This window comes from Shewanella psychrotolerans, assembly GCF_019457595.1.
Taxonomy (GTDB): Bacteria; Pseudomonadota; Gammaproteobacteria; order Enterobacterales; family Shewanellaceae; genus Shewanella; species Shewanella psychrotolerans.
This window is the reverse complement of sequence record NZ_CP080419.1, coordinates 3,279,775-3,295,577: the sequence shown is the minus strand read 5'-3', so window position 1 is coordinate 3,295,577 and position 15,803 is coordinate 3,279,775. Positions and strand designations below refer to the sequence as shown.

Here is a 15,803-nt window from a genome sequence, read left to right as displayed (position 1 = left end):
AGGAAATATGGTATTTAAATAAAAAAGGGGCTTTCTTTCGAAAGCCCCTTTTAATGCTAAATCATTTTACCAAATGATTAACGAGTCCAAACCCAGTTTTCGATATTGCTTGGGTCTACACCGTTCGCCTTAATGTAGTTTCTATGGTCTACAAGACGTTGCAGCATGTCTGTTGTGATACCTACGTGCTGAGTTTCGTCGATAACGCCTTGTTGGAATAGCTTGTATGCCATGTCGATAACAAGGTGGTAGCGAGAAGTACCGTTACGTACACCCATATCAAATGGAGTCGTAGTAGAACCTTCCTCTTCGTAGCCTTTGATGCGGAATCTGTGGCTGCCTTTGTAATCAAATACCAATTTCTTAATTGTATTTGGATAACCGTGATAGTTAAACACCACACCTTTATCGGCAGTGAACACTTCATCCATCAACCATGGCTTGCTTTGGAACTCTAGGCTACCTAGACCACTGCTAGTCAACTCAGTGACGCTGACGAAGCGGATACGTACTTTTGGTAGTAGTTCTCTAATAAGCACTAGTGACGCCATTGCTTCTTGTGTGACATAGTCACCACAACCAACAAGGACAACATCTGGGTTTTCATCTGAGGCAAAATCCCAAACCATGACACCATCTTTAGCTTGTTGGCGAGCTTCAGCAAGCGTTAGCCATTGTGGTAACTCTTTTTTACCTGCCACTAAGATGTTTAGCTTGTCACGATCTTGATATGCGCGCTCGGTATACACTAACGTGCTGTTACCATCAGCTGGTAGATAAGCAGAGATGATCTTAGGATGCTTCTCTAACATCGCACCCAAGAATGATGGGTTTTGATGTGAGTAACCGTTATGGTCTTGGCGCTCAAGTAGCGAAGACAATACCACGTTACATGCTGGAACAGGTTTACGGAAATGCACACCTTGGCTAGCGTATACATATTTACAGTACTGGTCAGCCATAGATGATACCACTTGTGAGAACGCCTCATAAGTTGGGAACATCGCATGACGACCTGTTACTGTGTAGCCGTGAAGCATACCAAACAGTAAGTTTTCAGAAAGCAGTTCAATGACGCGACCGTCGCGAGACATATCTTCGTCCCAGCTCTCGATTGGCCACTGCCAAGCACGATCTGTCTCTTCAAATACGGCTTGAAGCTGATTTGAGTAAGTTTCGTCAGGGCAGAAAATACGTAGGTTGCGTTGATCTCGGTTGAGTTTCATCGCATCACGCATCCATTCACCCATTTTATACATGGATAGACCACGTTGACCGCGAGGTGTTTCAGGACCGTAGGCGAGCTTTTCTAGATCTGGCAGTGCTAATGCACGAACAACTTCACCACCATAACTTAACTTTTGACGTCCGCAAGTCAGCTCTTTTGGAGGAAGTAAAGATTGGATCTCTTCATCAAAAATCAATTCACCTTTGTCATTGATGGTGTATAGCTCATTAAATTTATAGCTTGCTAGCCAAGCTTCTAATGCATCAAGGTGACTCTTGTCTGTTTCACACTTGTTAACGATAACTTGGTGTGATTCACAGTTACCTTCAAGTTTTTTACCGCCAAATTCGGCAGTACCTGTCCAGCCTTTTGCGGTACGCATAAGGATAACGGGCCAGCGTGGCTTAACAATATCTTCGCCTGAGCGAGCACGAGTTTGGATATCGTTGATTATTTCATATGACTTATCCATTGCGGCAGTCATTTGAACGTATACGTCTTCTTCTAGCTCATCATCAACGATAATTGGGTGATAGCCTAAACCTCTAAACTCAAGATCTAGCTCTTCATGGCTCATACGTCCCATACGTGTTGGGCCTGAGATTTTGTAGCCGTTGATATGAACGATCGGTAATACTGCACCGTTATTTTTTGGAGAAACTAGGCGGTTGGCATACCAAGATGCTGCCAATGGACCTGTTTCAGATTCACCATCACCAATAAGACAAGCAGCGATCAGGTCTGGGTTATCGAGTACGGCACCCCATGCAACTGAAAGAGAGTAGCCTAATTCACCACCTTCTAGAATTTGCCCTGGTGCTTCAGGGTTAGCGTGTGATGGGTAACCATACGCAGCTGAAAATTTCTTACAGATATCTTCAATACCAGTCTCATTGTATGGAATGATTTCTGGGTAGTAATGGCTTAGCGAACCTTCCATGAAAAGGTTAGCTTGTACAGCAGGAAATCCATGACCAGGACCGACCAAATATACGAAAGGGCGGTTATGTTTGGTGATGAGACGGTTAACGTTAGCATAAACGAAGTTAATACCAGGGCATGTGCCCCAGTGTCCTAACAGTCTAGGCTTGATATCGCTGTGCTCTAAAGGACGTTTGTGTAGTACGTTTTGTTTTAAGTAAATTTGCGAAGTAGCGAGGAAGTTGGTCGCTCTAACAAATTTCTTAAGTGCACTGATCTCTTGTTGTGACATAAAGAACCCCATTTAATGGTAAGCATAAAGTTAATCAAATCTTCTGTGAGTAACTATATTTGTAATTTTATTACAAAAACGTGTCCAATATCTTATTTTTTAAAAGTCATGAAATTTAGCTGATTGTTAAAATTGCATGTAAAAACACTGTTATTCTTGTTAATACAGTGGTTTGCTCGTGTTTTGTCACGTGATGCCAATGTCATGTAAATGGGTAATTGTGATCTGTGTCACGCGGTGTATTTTTGGTGGTATGCTATTTTGTCGCGTCGAATCTGGTAGACATGATGTTTTGGCATCATGAAAGGATAATTCTAAAAGAAATTTCTACCGATATTCTTCGATCAATTCGGGAAGGAAATTAAAACAACGATGCTATCTGAGCTATTGGTTTTGCTGTCATCGTTTACGGGGTTAGAAGGTACTATGCTTGAATCTATATTAAATTCAGTCGAAGCGACTGTTAACGCAATAAACGGCATACTGTGGGGTAGTGTGTTGATATATGTGTTGGTCGCTGCTGGCGTCTTATTTACCCTGCGTTTAGGGTTTATCCAGTTGAGAATGTTTGGACATGGTGCGAAGTTAGTCATCAAAGGACGAGAGAAAACCAATGGGATCTCATCTTTCCAAGTGTTTTGTACCTCTATGGCTGCTAGGGTTGGGACCGGCAATATGGCTGGGGTTGCCGTAGCGATTACCGTTGGGGGCGCTGGCGCGATTTTTTGGATGTGGTTGATTGCGCTTCTAGGGATGGCGACAGCGTTTATTGAATCCACACTAGCGCAAGTTTATAAAGTGAAGGATAGTGACGGTCAATACCGTGGCGGTCCGGCCTACTACATGGAACGAGGCCTTGGTAAACGCTGGATGGGGACGCTGTTCTCGCTGTTACTCATCATCGCATTCGGTTTTGCTTTTAATGCTGCGCAAGCCAACACAATGACTGATGCTTTAAACAACGCTTTCGGTTTTGATAAGGCGATTGTCGGCGCTATTATCGTTTTCGCGGCAGCTTATATTATCACTGGTGGCTTGAAGAAAGTGGCTAAAGCATCTGAGCTAATCGTCCCCGTTATGGCGGTCGCTTATTTAGCGATAGCAATGGTCGTATTAGTGATGAATATAGAGCAAGTTCCTGCTGCTATTGAATATATAGTAAGCAGCGCATTTGGCTGGGAAGAAGCTGCTGGTGGTGCAATGGGAGCCATGATGGCGGGTATTGCTCGTGGGCTATTTTCTAACGAAGCTGGGATGGGCAGTGCAGCGAATATTGCAGCCTCGGCGTCTCCAAATCCGAACCATCCAGCATCTCAAGGCTTTGTGCAGATGATAGGCGTGTTTGTTGACACTATTGTTATTTGCTCTGCATCTGCGGCAATTATCTTATTGTCTGGTGTACTCGATAACCCTGGTGAGCAAAAGGGGATAGGCTTATTGCAGTTAGCATTGACCAATGAATTAGGTGGATGGGCCGCTTACTTTGTTGCATTCGCGATTATTCTATTTTGTTTTTCTTCGATCATTGCCAACTACAGCTATGCCGAAAGCAATGTGATGTTTTTAACTAAGAGTAAAAAGGTCTTGTATGTTTTTAGAGGCCTAGTGCTTGCTATGGTGATGGCTGGATCTGTTGCTTCTTTACAATTAGTTTGGAACTTTGCTGACGTTTCTATGGGATTGATGGCGTTAGTTAATATCGCTGCTATCGTCATGCTATCTAAAGTTGCATTTGCGGTTATCAAAGACTACGAGAAACAGATTAAAGCCGGAGTTACACCGACATTTCATGCTGCAGAGTTTCCTGAAATAAACGGTTTGGATGATGGTATTTGGCGAGGAAAGCCAAGTGCGAGTGCCTTAACTCATGAGCAAAATAAAACCGAAGCTTTACCTGAAGTTTAATATTGTTGATTAGTTTTTAATGTAGAAATTGAATTGATGTAATCTAAAAAACCATGCTGTTTAGGCGTGGTTTTTTTATGTCTTGAACAGTATGATAGGTGCTAATTAAGTCGCTATAAATGAAGGAACTTGGATGCTTATTTTAGTGTCTCCAGCGAAAACGTTGGACTATGAAACCCCCGCAAAAACGACAGAATACACACTGCCCGATTTGTTGGCACACAGTAAAGAGCTGATCCAAGAGTGCAGAAAGTTGACTCCGGCAGATATAGCATCATTAATGAAAGTCAGCGACAAAATAGCAGGCCTTAATGCTGCTCGTTTTAGCTCGTGGAGTGCTGATTTTACGTTGGATAATGCGAAACAAGCGGTGTTTGCATTTAGGGGGGATGTCTATACTGGATTAGATGTAGATAGTTTATCTGAGGCGAGTTTAAGTCGGGTGCAAAAACAGCTGAGGATCTTATCTGGTTTATACGGTTTATTGCGCCCACTTGATTTGATGCAACCCTATCGTCTTGAGATGGGGACTCGCCTAGCCAATGCGCGCGGTAGTAACCTTTATCAATTTTGGGGAGATATTATTACCGAACAAGTCAATACGGCGTTAGCAGAGCAGGGGGATGATATTATCGTTAATCTTGCATCTAATGAGTATTTTAAGTCGGTAAAACCTAAAAAGTTAAATGGACAATTGATCACCCCTATTTTTAAAGATAAGAAAAATGGTCAATATAAGGTTATTAGTTTCTTCGCTAAGAAAGCCAGAGGGATGATGGTTCGCTATATCGTTGAGAATGAAGTTAATGATTATGATGCGTTGATTAAGTTTGATGTTGCTGGCTACTATTATAGTGAGGCTGAGTCATCATTGCACGAGCCCGTGTTTCTGCGCGAAGAGCAGTAAGCACAGCCAGTAAAAAACAAGCAACCATTAGGTTGCTTGTTTTTTATTAGGCAACGACTTCTGTTTAGTTAAAGGTTCTGTTTAGTTAAAGGTCTTAATTCGATTTCAGATTGTGCCATCAGAAAAGCAAATTGTGCATATGCCGCGGCATTTTGTGCTAAAGCGGCAGGATCAATTTTATCTAATGTGTCGTTAGGCGTATGGTGATAATCGAAATAGTCAGTACCATCTTGTCGTAAAGATGCTACTGGAACGCCATAAGAAGGCAGCATTGACACATCTGGCCCCCCTGAGGCTGTATTATTACCCGATGCGACACCATTGGCTTGCATTGATTCAGTATGTTGTTGCAGCGCTTTAAAGGCGTCTTGAGCTACATTAAAATCAATTTGGTATATTTTACCTGCGCCGAAATCTGATTCCGCGGCGATATAGTGTTTATCTAGCTCACCTTGATGTGCCTTAGCGTAGCTTTTCCCACCAACGAGTCCAATTTCTTCAGCTGCGTAGAGGACGACTCTAATAGTGCGTGCAGGTTTTGTCGGTAATTGAGATATTAGATGTCCTGCGGTGGTAACGATGGCGACGCCAGCACCATCATCAATCGCGCCAGTGCCCTCGTCCCATGAATCTAAATGCGCACTTATCAGCACAATTTCATCAGGCTTACTGCTACCAGTGACTTCACCGATCACATTGTAAGAGGTCGCATAACCTAAGTTTTCAGCTTCAAGTTGTAATTTCATTACAACATTAGGATCACGCTTTAGCATTAAATCTATCAAATCGGCGTCGGGATTCGACATCGCAGCGGCTGGGATCTTAGTAACACCTTCTTGATAACGCATCATACCAGTATGTGCCATACGGTCATGATCGGTTCCAATAGAACGAATAACGATAGCGACGGCCTCTTTCTTTGCGGCAGCAACAGCGCCCTTGGATCGGCCACCTACGGTTAGGCCATAGCCTTTACCCGTTTTAAAGCGAGGTGTTATGTGATCAATGAAGACGATTTTGCCTCTAACGTCATCGGTTGAGGCTGCTTCTAACTCTTCCAACGAAGAAAAACGTATTAAAGGCGCAGTTAAGCCTTCTTTTGGCGTTGCGATACTGCCGCCTAACGCGGTAATAACGATAGGCTGAGGGTAAGGGCTTGTGATCGAAGCTTTAGCAGCTCCTCGATGCCATACAGGAACCTGCACCGGTTCTTTGTATACTTTGTCAAAGCCTAGTGAGTTAAGTTTATCTTCAGCCCATTTTACAGCAACTAAGTCTTGAGGGCCGCCAGCAAGTCTTGGACCGACTTCGACTGTAAGTGACTCGACAATATCGTAACTTAATGTCGAGTTTAATGCTTGTTGTTGTAGCAGCATACTAACACTTTGATTTGTGTCTGTTGTTGGTGTTTGTTGGCAACCTATCAGTCCTGTAAAAAGCAGACTACTGAGCAGGATAAGAGCGGAGCTTTTCATGAGTTTCCTTTATTTTTATTACGTATATCCCATTTTTGAAAACAATCTAACAAAAAGTGTGCTTTATGTCCCGACTATATCTTTAAGTCAACGCTATATTAGTCGCGGGGTTTGATTTAGGAGAAAATGCTCGTAATGAATATAGAATTGATGCAGCAACGAGCAGATAATGCTGTTGTATTGCTAAAGGCGCTCGCGAATGAACGTCGTTTATTTATCTTATGTTACCTTCTGAGTGAAGGTGAGATGTGTGTTGGTGAGATGAATAAGAAGTTAGGCTTAAGTCAGTCTGCTCTGTCGCAACACTTAGCTTGGCTGCGTAAAGATAATTTAGTTGAAACGCGAAAAGAGGCTCAAACAGTATTTTATTCTTTAAAGAGTAAAGAAGTATCTGAAATTATTAAACTTTTAAATACTATCTATTGTCATTAGTCTTTAAGCGTATTGCTTAATTTTAAAACTGGTATTGCGTAAGCTTTACCAGTTTTTTTTGGGAAAATTTTTAAGTCTAACTTTACTGACTGTCGGTTGATATGGCCGTAATACAAGAATTTAGATATAAGAAGAGAGCCTAACACCAGTTAGTATAAAGATGTGATCGCTCAGTGACGATTTAGCACTAAAGGTTAGCGCTGAAGAGGCAAGATCTTTAATTGCTCCTCGGTAACTGCTCCATGCGTTACCCTATCTTCTATATCCATACAGTCGTGCATTAAAGACATTCACAACGTCTGATCTCCAAGGATGGAGGAAATGTCTTAAGCATGTCGGGAGCATACAGGCCTTGTTGTTTGCAAGGAGTGAAGAGCATAGTTGAACTAGGGGCAAACTTGTTAACACAGCATCAAAGCGCTAAAATTAGTCTGTTAGGCGTGTTTTTTACCTTCCTGCTTCTGCGTTGAACGGCCTCACATGGAAATGACTATTCCATCATCAATTCGTCTTAGCTTGTCCTTGGCCGCCGCTTGATGCGTTATCATGTTAACTACTATGATGATTGTTGTTCTGAAATGCGGATAGAGTTTAGTACAAAATAGATCATGGGTCGTTGAATTGATGTTTTGCAGTAACAAGCAGTGCTTTTAATTGATGACACAGGATTGTTTCTCAATTGACGGCTGATCCAGTGCCACCTATCGAATCGTCTGCACAAATTTTAGACATAAAAAAACCGGCTTAAGCCGGCTTTTTTATGTCGCTAACAGAATTAAGCAGCTAGTGCTTTGATTCTGGTATTCAAGCGAGACTTTTGACGAGCAGCTTTATTCTTGTGAATAAGGCCTTTAGTCGCCATACGGTCAACAATTGGTTGTGCAACATTAAATGCTTCAGTCGCCGCTTTGTGATCGCCAGCGTGTATAGCAGCGATTACTTTTTTAACGTATGAACGTAACATTGAACGACGGCTAGCATTATGCTGACGACGTTTTTCAGATTGAAGCGCGCGCTTCTTTGCAGACTTGCTATTAGCCAAGGTGCAACTCCTAAAAGGGTTAGATATTTTTAAAGGTCGAGGAATATGCCTTTTTTTTGTCACTTTGTCAATGACAATGATCGGATCTTTATCTTAAAGATAAATTAATCAGAGCAGACTTGGCGTTCTTCAACCTAACTCGTGTAATATGGTGCGCAATTCTAGCAGCAAAAGCTGCATGGCGACAGAGTTAAGTCGACTTTTTATATGATTTTGTCGCTGTCTGTGCTCGGTTTAGGGGTTATTTTGAGCAGAAAACTTTTTAAGTCAGGAATGATAGTCAGTGCTATGACACTGATTTCACGTGTATTAGGCCTCGTTCGTGATGTGGTTATTGCTAATTTGATGGGGGCTGGTAGTAGCGCTGATGTTTTTTTCTTCGCAAATAAAATCCCCAACTTTTTAAGGCGACTCTTTGCTGAAGGTGCATTTGCTCAAGCATTCGTTCCAGTTCTTACTGAATATCAAGAGAAGAACAGCGATGAGGAGGTGCGTGAACTCCTTTCTAAAGTCGCGGGTACCTTAGGTGGGGTGGTTACTATTGTGACCTTGATCGGCGTTATTGGATCTCCTGTGTTGACTGCGTTGTTTGGTGGAGGTTGGTTCTTAGCGTGGTTAAATGATGAGCCTAACGGTGAAAAGTTTGAGTTAGCATCATTAATGCTAAAGATCACTTTTCCTTATCTGTGGTTTATCACCTTTACCGCTTTGGCTGGGTCGATTCTTAATACCAGAGGACGTTTTGCGGTATCTGGCTTTACGCCTGTTTTCTTAAATGTCGCCATTATTGCTGCAGCAATCTATCTCGCGCCTACATTGGAGCAGCCTGAAATTGGTCTCGCTTGGGGGGTGTTTGCCGGCGGTGTTATTCAATTTTTATTTCAGATCCCCTTTCTGCTCCGAGAGAATGCGTTGGTTAAGCCATCATGGGGATGGCACCATCCTGGAGTCGTTAAGATCAGAACCTTAATGATCCCAGCTTTATTCGGTGTGTCGGTATCCCAGATTAACTTGTTGCTCGATACCTTTATTGCCAGTTTTCTCGTTACTGGATCGATAAGTTGGCTTTATTATTCGGATCGATTATTAGAATTCCCCTTAGGACTCTTTGGCATCGCGATTGCCACTGTGATTTTACCGGCATTATCAAGAAATCATGTTAATGCCGAAAGCCCTGGTTTTGCTAAAACCATGGATTGGGGCGTTAAGGCTATTTTGTTAATGGGCTTACCCGCAATGTGTGGCCTTATCGTATTGGCAAAGCCGATGTTAATGGTGCTGTTTATGAGAGGGGCTTTTACGCTTGATGACGTTGATATGGCTTCATACAGTTTAATGGCTTACGGCAGTGGGTTATTAAGCTTTATGTTAATTAAGGTGTTAGCTCCTGGGTACTATTCAAGGCAAGACACTAAGACGCCTGTGCAATATGGCATTATCGCTATGGTGAGCAACATGGTATTTAACCTTATTTTGGTTTTTCCATTTGGGTATGTTGGTTTGGCTATTGCGACCTCTATGTCGGCGCTGCTTAATGCATCGTTACTTTATCGAGGGTTGCATAACGCAGGTGTCTATCAGGTTAGTAAACAGACGTTATTATTTTTCTTGAAAACTGTATTGGCGTCGATATTGATGATTATCTTTTTATATCAATTTCTTCCGACGATAGATGAATGGCTCGTTTTTTCATTCTCGCAGCGGATAATGCAGTTACTTCAGCTGATTGGAGGTGGTGCTGCCGTCTACTTATTGGGTATGTTATTGTTAGGAATTCGTCCTTGGAGGATGAAAGCTGGCTTTTGAGTGCTGATTATCGCGCTTAGCTGGTATATAATCCGCGAACTTATGCTTGCTAGTTATTGAATGTAATGGAACTGATCCGCGGTATACATAATATTTTACCCAGGCACAGAGGCTGTGTGTTAACTATTGGTAACTTCGATGGAGTACATCGGGGTCATGCCGAAGTGATTGCTGCGCTGGTAAAAAAGGCACATCAGCATGACGTTCCAGCCACACTGATGACTTTTGAGCCTCAGCCTCAAGAGCTATTTATGGGGGATAACGCACCAGCGCGACTTAGCCTATTACGTGACAAAATTGTATTGCTAGAAGAGTTAGGCATAGCGCGTTTACTGTGTGTTAATTTCAATCGCAAGTTTGCGGGTATGCCTGCTGAAGACTTTATTGAGCAGTTACTGGTCAAACAATTAGGGGTTAAGTATCTCGTTGTTGGTGACGATTTCTGTTTTGGTAAGCAGCGTAGCGGCAATTTTCAGGTGCTTAAACAGGCGGGTGAGAAGTTTGGTTTTGCGGTTGTGAGCACTCAGAGTTTTCTTTTGGCGGATAAAAGAGTCAGTTCGACGGAAATTCGCGCGCAACTAGCTAAAGGTAATTTAGAACAAGCTCGTCGACTCTTGGGTCATCCATTTACCTTGTGCGGTAAGGTGGCTCATGGTGAGAAGATTGGACGGACAATCGGTTTTCCAACAGCCAATATTGCATTAAAGCGTAAAGTGTCTCCTGTTAGAGGAGTCTTTGCGGTAAGACTGTATTGGGATGGTAGCGATATTTATGACGGTGTGGCTAACGTTGGTTTTAGACCTACGGTCAATGGGCAAAATTGTCAATTAGAAGTGCACTTGTTTGATTTTGACGGCGACCTTTATGGCAAAACTGTTGAAGTTGAACTGGTGGCAAAAATTAGAGATGAACAGCCATTTAAATCTTTAGATGCGCTGAAGCAACAAATTAAAAATGATGCTGACAGAGCACTGGCTCTGCTTGGCTTTGATGCAGGCTGAGCTCTTTTAGCTAAATTAACGGTATGGGATCAATGAGCGACTATAAATCTACTTTGAATTTGCCGGAAACAGAATTTCCGATGCGTGGTAACTTGGCTAATCGTGAGCCAGAGATGTTGAAGTCTTGGACTGAAAATGGTCTATACCAAAAGATTCGTGAAAGTCGTATTGGCGCTAAGCCCTTCATATTGCATGATGGCCCTCCATATGCGAATGGCGACATCCATATTGGACACTCAGTTAATAAAATTCTTAAAGACATCATTATTAAGTCTAAAACCATGTCTGGTTTCGACGCCCCCTATATTCCTGGTTGGGATTGCCATGGTTTGCCTATTGAGCTGAAAGTTGAGCAAAAGGTTGGTAAACCAGGTCAAAAGGTGAGTGCGGCTGAATTTCGTCAGCAATGTCGAGAATATGCGGCTAAGCAAGTCGATGGTCAACGAGAAGACTTTATTCGTTTAGGCGTTTTTGCTGATTGGCAAAATCCTTATTTGACCATGGATTTCAGTACTGAAGCCAATATCGTTCGTTCGCTATCAAAAGTAATTGAGAGTGGCCATTTGCATAAAGGTGTTAAGCCTGTGCATTGGTGTACCGATTGCGGTTCTGCTCTTGCTGAAGCTGAAGTTGAGTATGAAGATAAAAACTCACCCGCTATTGATGTCGCTTTCAGTGTTGTTGATAAGCCAGCGTTGTTAGCTAAGTTTGGTGTGAGTGATTACGCTCATCAAATCTCAATGGTTATCTGGACCACGACGCCATGGACATTGCCTGCTAACCGAGCGCTGTCTGTTGCCGGTAACATAGAATATACCTTAGTTGAGATGATCAAAGATGGTCAAGCTCAAGCGTTAGTCCTTGCCGATGAATTGGTTGAATCTTGTCTTGAGCGTTATGGTGCTGAGTCACATACCGTTTTGGGTAAAGCTCAAGGCTCTGCATTAGAGTTGTTACGCTTTAATCACCCGTTTTATGCGTTTGATGTGCCAGTTATTTTGGGCGATCACGTTACTGTCGATTCTGGTACCGGTGTGGTTCATACCGCTCCTGGTCATGGTCAAGACGATTTCGTTGTCGGTCAAAAATATGGCTTAGAAGTCGCTAACCCTGTTGGCGACAACGGTGTTTATAAAGCGGATACAGAGATTTTTGCAGGGCAACATGTCTTCAAAGCAAACAAAAGTGTTATCGAGCTACTCGAAGAGAAAGGCACTCTGCTTAACCATGTGGTGATCAATCATAGTTACCCACATTGCTGGCGCCATAAAACCCCAATTATCTTCCGTGCAACGCCGCAGTGGTTTATTTCGATGGATCAAAAAGGTCTTAGAGCCCAAGCGTTAAGCGAAATCGAAAAGACGCAGTGGATCCCTGATTGGGGACAAAGCCGAATCGAGAAAATGGTAGAGAATCGCCCAGACTGGTGTATTTCTCGTCAGCGTACATGGGGCGTTCCTATTACTCTATTTGTGCACCGTGAGACCGAAGAGCTGCACCCTGACAGTGTTGCGCTCATGGAGCGCGTTGCTAACCGTATAGAGCAAGAAGGGATCCAAGCATGGTGGGATCTTGATGCATCGGAACTACTTGGTGATGAAGCCGAGCAGTATCGTAAAGTCACCGATACGTTAGACGTATGGTACGACTCTGGTTCGACTTTTTCATCTGTGGTTGCGTCGCGTCCAGAATTTAACGGACACTCAATCGACCTGTATCTAGAAGGTAGCGATCAACACCGTGGTTGGTTTATGTCATCTTTGATGATCTCAACGGCGATGAGCGGTAAAGCACCTTATAAGCAAGTGTTGACTCACGGTTTTACCGTTGATGGTCAAGGCCGCAAGATGTCAAAATCGGTCGGTAACGTGATTGCGCCGCAGCACGTAACCAATAAGTTGGGCGCTGACATTCTACGTCTTTGGGTTGCCGCTACCGATTATAGTGGTGAGATGACGGTTTCTGATGAGATCTTAAAGCGCAGTGCTGATGCTTATCGTCGTATTCGTAATACTGCACGATTCTTATTAGCTAACCTCAATGGTTTTAACCCTGAAACCGATATGGTTGCAATTGAAGATATGGTTGCACTAGATCGTTGGGTTGTGCGCCGCGCCGCCGCATTGCAACAAGAGCTGCTTGAAGCTTATGAGCAATATAACTTCCATGTCGTTACGCAAAAATTGATGCAGTTCTGTTCAGTTGAATTAGGTAGTTTCTACCTTGATATCATTAAAGACAGACAGTATACGGCCAAAGATGACAGCAACGCGCGTCGTAGTTGTCAATCAGCCCTGTATCTGATTGCTGAAGCTATGGTTCGCTGGATTGCGCCAATTTTGAGCTTCACCGCCGATGAGATCTGGAACTTACTACCTGGTGAACGTAGTCAATTTGTGTTTACTGAAACTTGGTATGACGGTTTAGCTTCTGTAACACTAGAGTCAGATTTAAGTGACGAGTATTGGGAACAACTACTCAGCGTGCGCGCCGAAGTCAATAAAGTGATTGAAAATGCCCGTCGTGAGAAACAAGTTGGTGGTTCGTTAGAAGCTGAAATCACCTTGTATGCTGATGAAGCGCTTAAGTCGTCTTTAGCGGTACTCGGTGATGAGCTGCGTTTCGTATTACTCACCTCTAAGACAACGTTAGTTGACTTGGCTGATGCTCCAGCTGATGCTATCAGTACTGAGCTTGCGACGCTTAAACTAGGGCTTAAAAAGTCTACGGCTGAGAAGTGTGATCGCTGCTGGCATCACCGTGAAGATGTTGGTCAGGTTGTTGAGCACCCAACATTATGTACGCGTTGTGTGACTAACATCGAAGGTGACGGCGAAGTTCGTCAATTCGCATAAGGGAACAGTTGATGCCATCTAGCTGGAAAGAGAGTGGCTTGCGTTGGTATTGGGTAGTTGTGTTGGTGTTTATCGCCGACCAGCTATCTAAGCAATGGGTTTTAGCCAATTTTGACCTTTATGAGTCAATTAAATTATTGCCGGTTTTTAACTTTACCTATGTACGTAACTATGGTGCGGCATTTAGTTTTCTAAGTGATGCGGGTGGCTGGCAACGCTGGCTATTTACCTTAGTGGCGGTTGGTTTTAGTACACTGTTAACGGTTTGGCTTAGAAAGCAATCGAGCGGTATGTGGCGATTAAATTTAGCCTATACACTGGTGATTGGTGGGGCGCTTGGGAATCTAATCGATAGATTACAGCATGGTTTTGTTGTTGATTTTCTCGATTTCTATTGGAATACGAACCATTTTCCGGCGTTTAATATTGCCGACTCGGCGATCTGTATCGGTGCAGGGCTGATTATCATCGACTCATTTATCAGTGAAAGTAAACCAAACGGCGAAGGTGCCGCAAAGGGGTAGTTAAGTGTCCGTATCTCGTTCATTGTTATGCCACATGAATATCGTGCTTGAAGATGGTTCAACGGCCGATAGCACTAAAGCATCTGGTAAGCCGGCTAAATTAAATATTGGTGATAAAACCTTAAGCCCAGCGTTTGAGGCGGAGCTCATTAACCTTAATCAAGGCGACAAACATAGCTTCACCCTGCAAGCGGCTGATGCATTTGGTGAATCAAATCCTGATGCGATTCACCATATGGATAGAAGTAAGTTTCCTGCAGATATGAGTTTAGAAGCTGGTGTTATCGTCAGTTTCGCAGGTCCAGGTGGCAGTGAGATCCCTGGTATTGTGCGTGATGTTATTGGCGATTCAGTCACTGTCGATCTTAATCATCCTTTGGCTGGACGCGCCGTCACCTTCGAATTAGAAGTTGTTCAGGTACTTTAATTATGACAATGATTAATCCTCCCCAAAGCTTGCAAATCAAGTTAGCTAATCCCCGTGGTTTTTGTGCAGGGGTCGATCGTGCAATTAGTATTGTCGAGCGAGCGCTTGAGTTATTTTCGCCACCTATTTATGTGCGTCATGAAGTCGTCCACAACCGCTATGTGGTGCAGAATTTAAAAGATAGGGGCGCGGTGTTTGTTGATGAGCTAGATCAAGTACCCGACGATAGCATTGTGATCTTCAGTGCTCACGGCGTATCCCAAGCGGTCCGAGCTGAAGCTAAGCAACGTGGATTAAGAGTGTTTGATGCAACCTGTCCGTTGGTGACTAAGGTGCACCTTCAGGTGACTCGAGCTAGCCGTAAAGGCATTGAGTGTATTCTTATTGGTCATGCTGGGCACCCTGAGGTCGAGGGCACCATGGGCCAATACGATAATCCTGAGGGTGGGGTTTTGTTAGTAGAGTCTCCAGCAGATGTCGAAGCTCTAGTGGTTAAAGATCCCGATAACCTCTGTTTTGTAACTCAGACTACGTTATCTATGGATGATACTGCTGACGTTATTGCTGCACTACAAAAGCGTTTCCCATCGATACAAGGGCCGCGTAAGGATGATATCTGTTACGCCACTCAAAACCGTCAGGACGCGGTACGTAATGTTGCCTATGATGTGGATCTGTTTATTGTTGTAGGTTCAAAAAATAGTTCGAATTCGAATCGACTTAAAGAACTGGCCATAAAAAAGGGGACGCAGTCTTATTTGGTCGATAATGCTGATGATATTGTACCAGGATGGTTTAACGGTATAGAAAAAGTCGCTGTTACGGCTGGGGCATCGGCCCCCGAAGTACTTGTAAAGCAGGTTATCGATGCGATTGCTAAGCTTGCTCCGAGTGTTATCACTGAAGTTGAAGGCCGCAAAGAGGATACCGTTTTTGCTGTGCCCGCAGAGCTGCGTTAGACAATATACTGTTTAGACATAAAAAAAGG

General features: G+C 43.3%; 12 protein-coding genes. 9 read left to right on the top strand and 3 right to left on the bottom strand.

The window, feature by feature from the left end; translation table 11 throughout:
• Positions 1–77: 77 nt before the first annotated feature.
• Positions 78–2,441, bottom strand: coding sequence for a phosphoketolase family protein (locus K0I62_RS14590; protein WP_220068799.1), 2,364 nt, complete (start codon positions 2,439–2,441; stop codon positions 78–80).
• Between the two features lie 426 nt (positions 2,442–2,867).
• On the opposite strand from K0I62_RS14590, the gene K0I62_RS14585 reads away from it, so the two are divergent.
• Entirely contained in the window at positions 2,868–4,346 is a 1,479-nt protein-coding gene (locus tag K0I62_RS14585; protein WP_220071405.1) for an alanine/glycine:cation symporter family protein, read from the top strand.
• A 133-nt stretch (positions 4,347–4,479) separates the two neighbouring features.
• Positions 4,480–5,253 (top strand): peroxide stress protein YaaA, encoded by a 774-nt coding sequence (gene yaaA / locus K0I62_RS14580; protein WP_220068798.1) that lies wholly within the window; start codon positions 4,480–4,482, stop codon positions 5,251–5,253.
• Between the two features lie 68 nt (positions 5,254–5,321).
• Here the strand turns inward: yaaA and K0I62_RS14575 are convergent, their stop codons facing one another.
• Positions 5,322–6,728, bottom strand: a complete 1,407-nt coding sequence (locus K0I62_RS14575) for a M28 family peptidase (protein ID WP_220068797.1) — start codon at positions 6,726–6,728, stop codon at positions 5,322–5,324.
• A gap of 135 nt (positions 6,729–6,863) precedes the next feature.
• Here K0I62_RS14575 and K0I62_RS14570 point away from each other — a divergent pair, with 135 nt between their 5' ends.
• Entirely contained in the window at positions 6,864–7,160 is a 297-nt protein-coding gene (locus tag K0I62_RS14570) for an ArsR/SmtB family transcription factor (RefSeq protein ID WP_011864899.1), read from the top strand.
• A gap of 775 nt (positions 7,161–7,935) precedes the next feature.
• Here the strand turns inward: K0I62_RS14570 and rpsT are convergent.
• On the bottom strand, positions 7,936–8,202 hold the full coding sequence (gene rpsT / locus K0I62_RS14565) for a 30S ribosomal protein S20 (protein WP_028762782.1): 267 nt from the start codon (positions 8,200–8,202) through the stop codon (positions 7,936–7,938).
• 246 nt (positions 8,203–8,448) lie between these two features.
• Between rpsT and murJ the strand changes: the two genes are divergently transcribed.
• The 6 genes from murJ to ispH all read left to right on the top strand — a co-directional run bounded on the left by murJ (position 8,449) and on the right by ispH (position 15,774).
• A complete protein-coding gene (murJ, locus tag K0I62_RS14560) occupies positions 8,449–10,008 on the top strand; it encodes a murein biosynthesis integral membrane protein MurJ (RefSeq protein ID WP_220068796.1) in 1,560 nt (519 codons plus the stop codon).
• A 65-nt stretch (positions 10,009–10,073) separates the two neighbouring features.
• Positions 10,074–11,009 carry a bifunctional riboflavin kinase/FAD synthetase gene (gene ribF, locus K0I62_RS14555; protein WP_220068795.1) on the top strand — a complete coding sequence of 312 codons (936 nt, stop codon included), beginning with the start codon at positions 10,074–10,076 and terminating at the stop codon, positions 11,007–11,009.
• A gap of 32 nt (positions 11,010–11,041) precedes the next feature.
• The gene (gene ileS / locus K0I62_RS14550) at positions 11,042–13,864 is read left to right on the top strand and encodes an isoleucine--tRNA ligase (protein WP_220068794.1); all 2,823 of its coding nucleotides are present in this window, start codon (positions 11,042–11,044) and stop codon (positions 13,862–13,864) included.
• 11 nt (positions 13,865–13,875) lie between these two features.
• On the top strand, positions 13,876–14,388 hold the full coding sequence (gene lspA, locus K0I62_RS14545; protein ID WP_220068793.1) for a signal peptidase II: 513 nt from the start codon (positions 13,876–13,878) through the stop codon (positions 14,386–14,388).
• 4 nt (positions 14,389–14,392) lie between these two features.
• Positions 14,393–14,815, top strand: a complete 423-nt coding sequence (gene fkpB / locus K0I62_RS14540) for an FKBP-type peptidyl-prolyl cis-trans isomerase (protein WP_220068792.1) — start codon at positions 14,393–14,395, stop codon at positions 14,813–14,815.
• 29 nt (positions 14,816–14,844) lie between these two features.
• Positions 14,845–15,774, top strand: a complete 930-nt coding sequence (gene ispH / locus K0I62_RS14535; RefSeq protein WP_220071404.1) for a 4-hydroxy-3-methylbut-2-enyl diphosphate reductase — start codon at positions 14,845–14,847, stop codon at positions 15,772–15,774.
• The last annotated feature ends 29 nt before the right edge of the window (positions 15,775–15,803 follow it).

Bases quoted from the DNA above. Each gene is read 5' to 3' on its own strand.
- K0I62_RS14590 (WP_220068799.1), bottom strand. From the start codon at position 2,441: ATGTCACAACAAGAGATCAGTGCACTTAAGAAATTTGTTAGAGCGACC.
- K0I62_RS14585 (WP_220071405.1), top strand. From the start codon at position 2,868: ATGCTTGAATCTATATTAAATTCAGTCGAAGCGACTGTTAACGCAATA.
- yaaA (WP_220068798.1), top strand. From the start codon at position 4,480: ATGCTTATTTTAGTGTCTCCAGCGAAAACGTTGGACTATGAAACCCCC.
- K0I62_RS14575 (WP_220068797.1), bottom strand. From the start codon at position 6,728: ATGAAAAGCTCCGCTCTTATCCTGCTCAGTAGTCTGCTTTTTACAGGA.
- K0I62_RS14570 (WP_011864899.1), top strand. From the start codon at position 6,864: ATGAATATAGAATTGATGCAGCAACGAGCAGATAATGCTGTTGTATTG.
- ribF (WP_220068795.1), top strand. From the start codon at position 10,074: ATGGAACTGATCCGCGGTATACATAATATTTTACCCAGGCACAGAGGC.
- ileS (WP_220068794.1), top strand. From the start codon at position 11,042: ATGAGCGACTATAAATCTACTTTGAATTTGCCGGAAACAGAATTTCCG.
- lspA (WP_220068793.1), top strand. From the start codon at position 13,876: ATGCCATCTAGCTGGAAAGAGAGTGGCTTGCGTTGGTATTGGGTAGTT.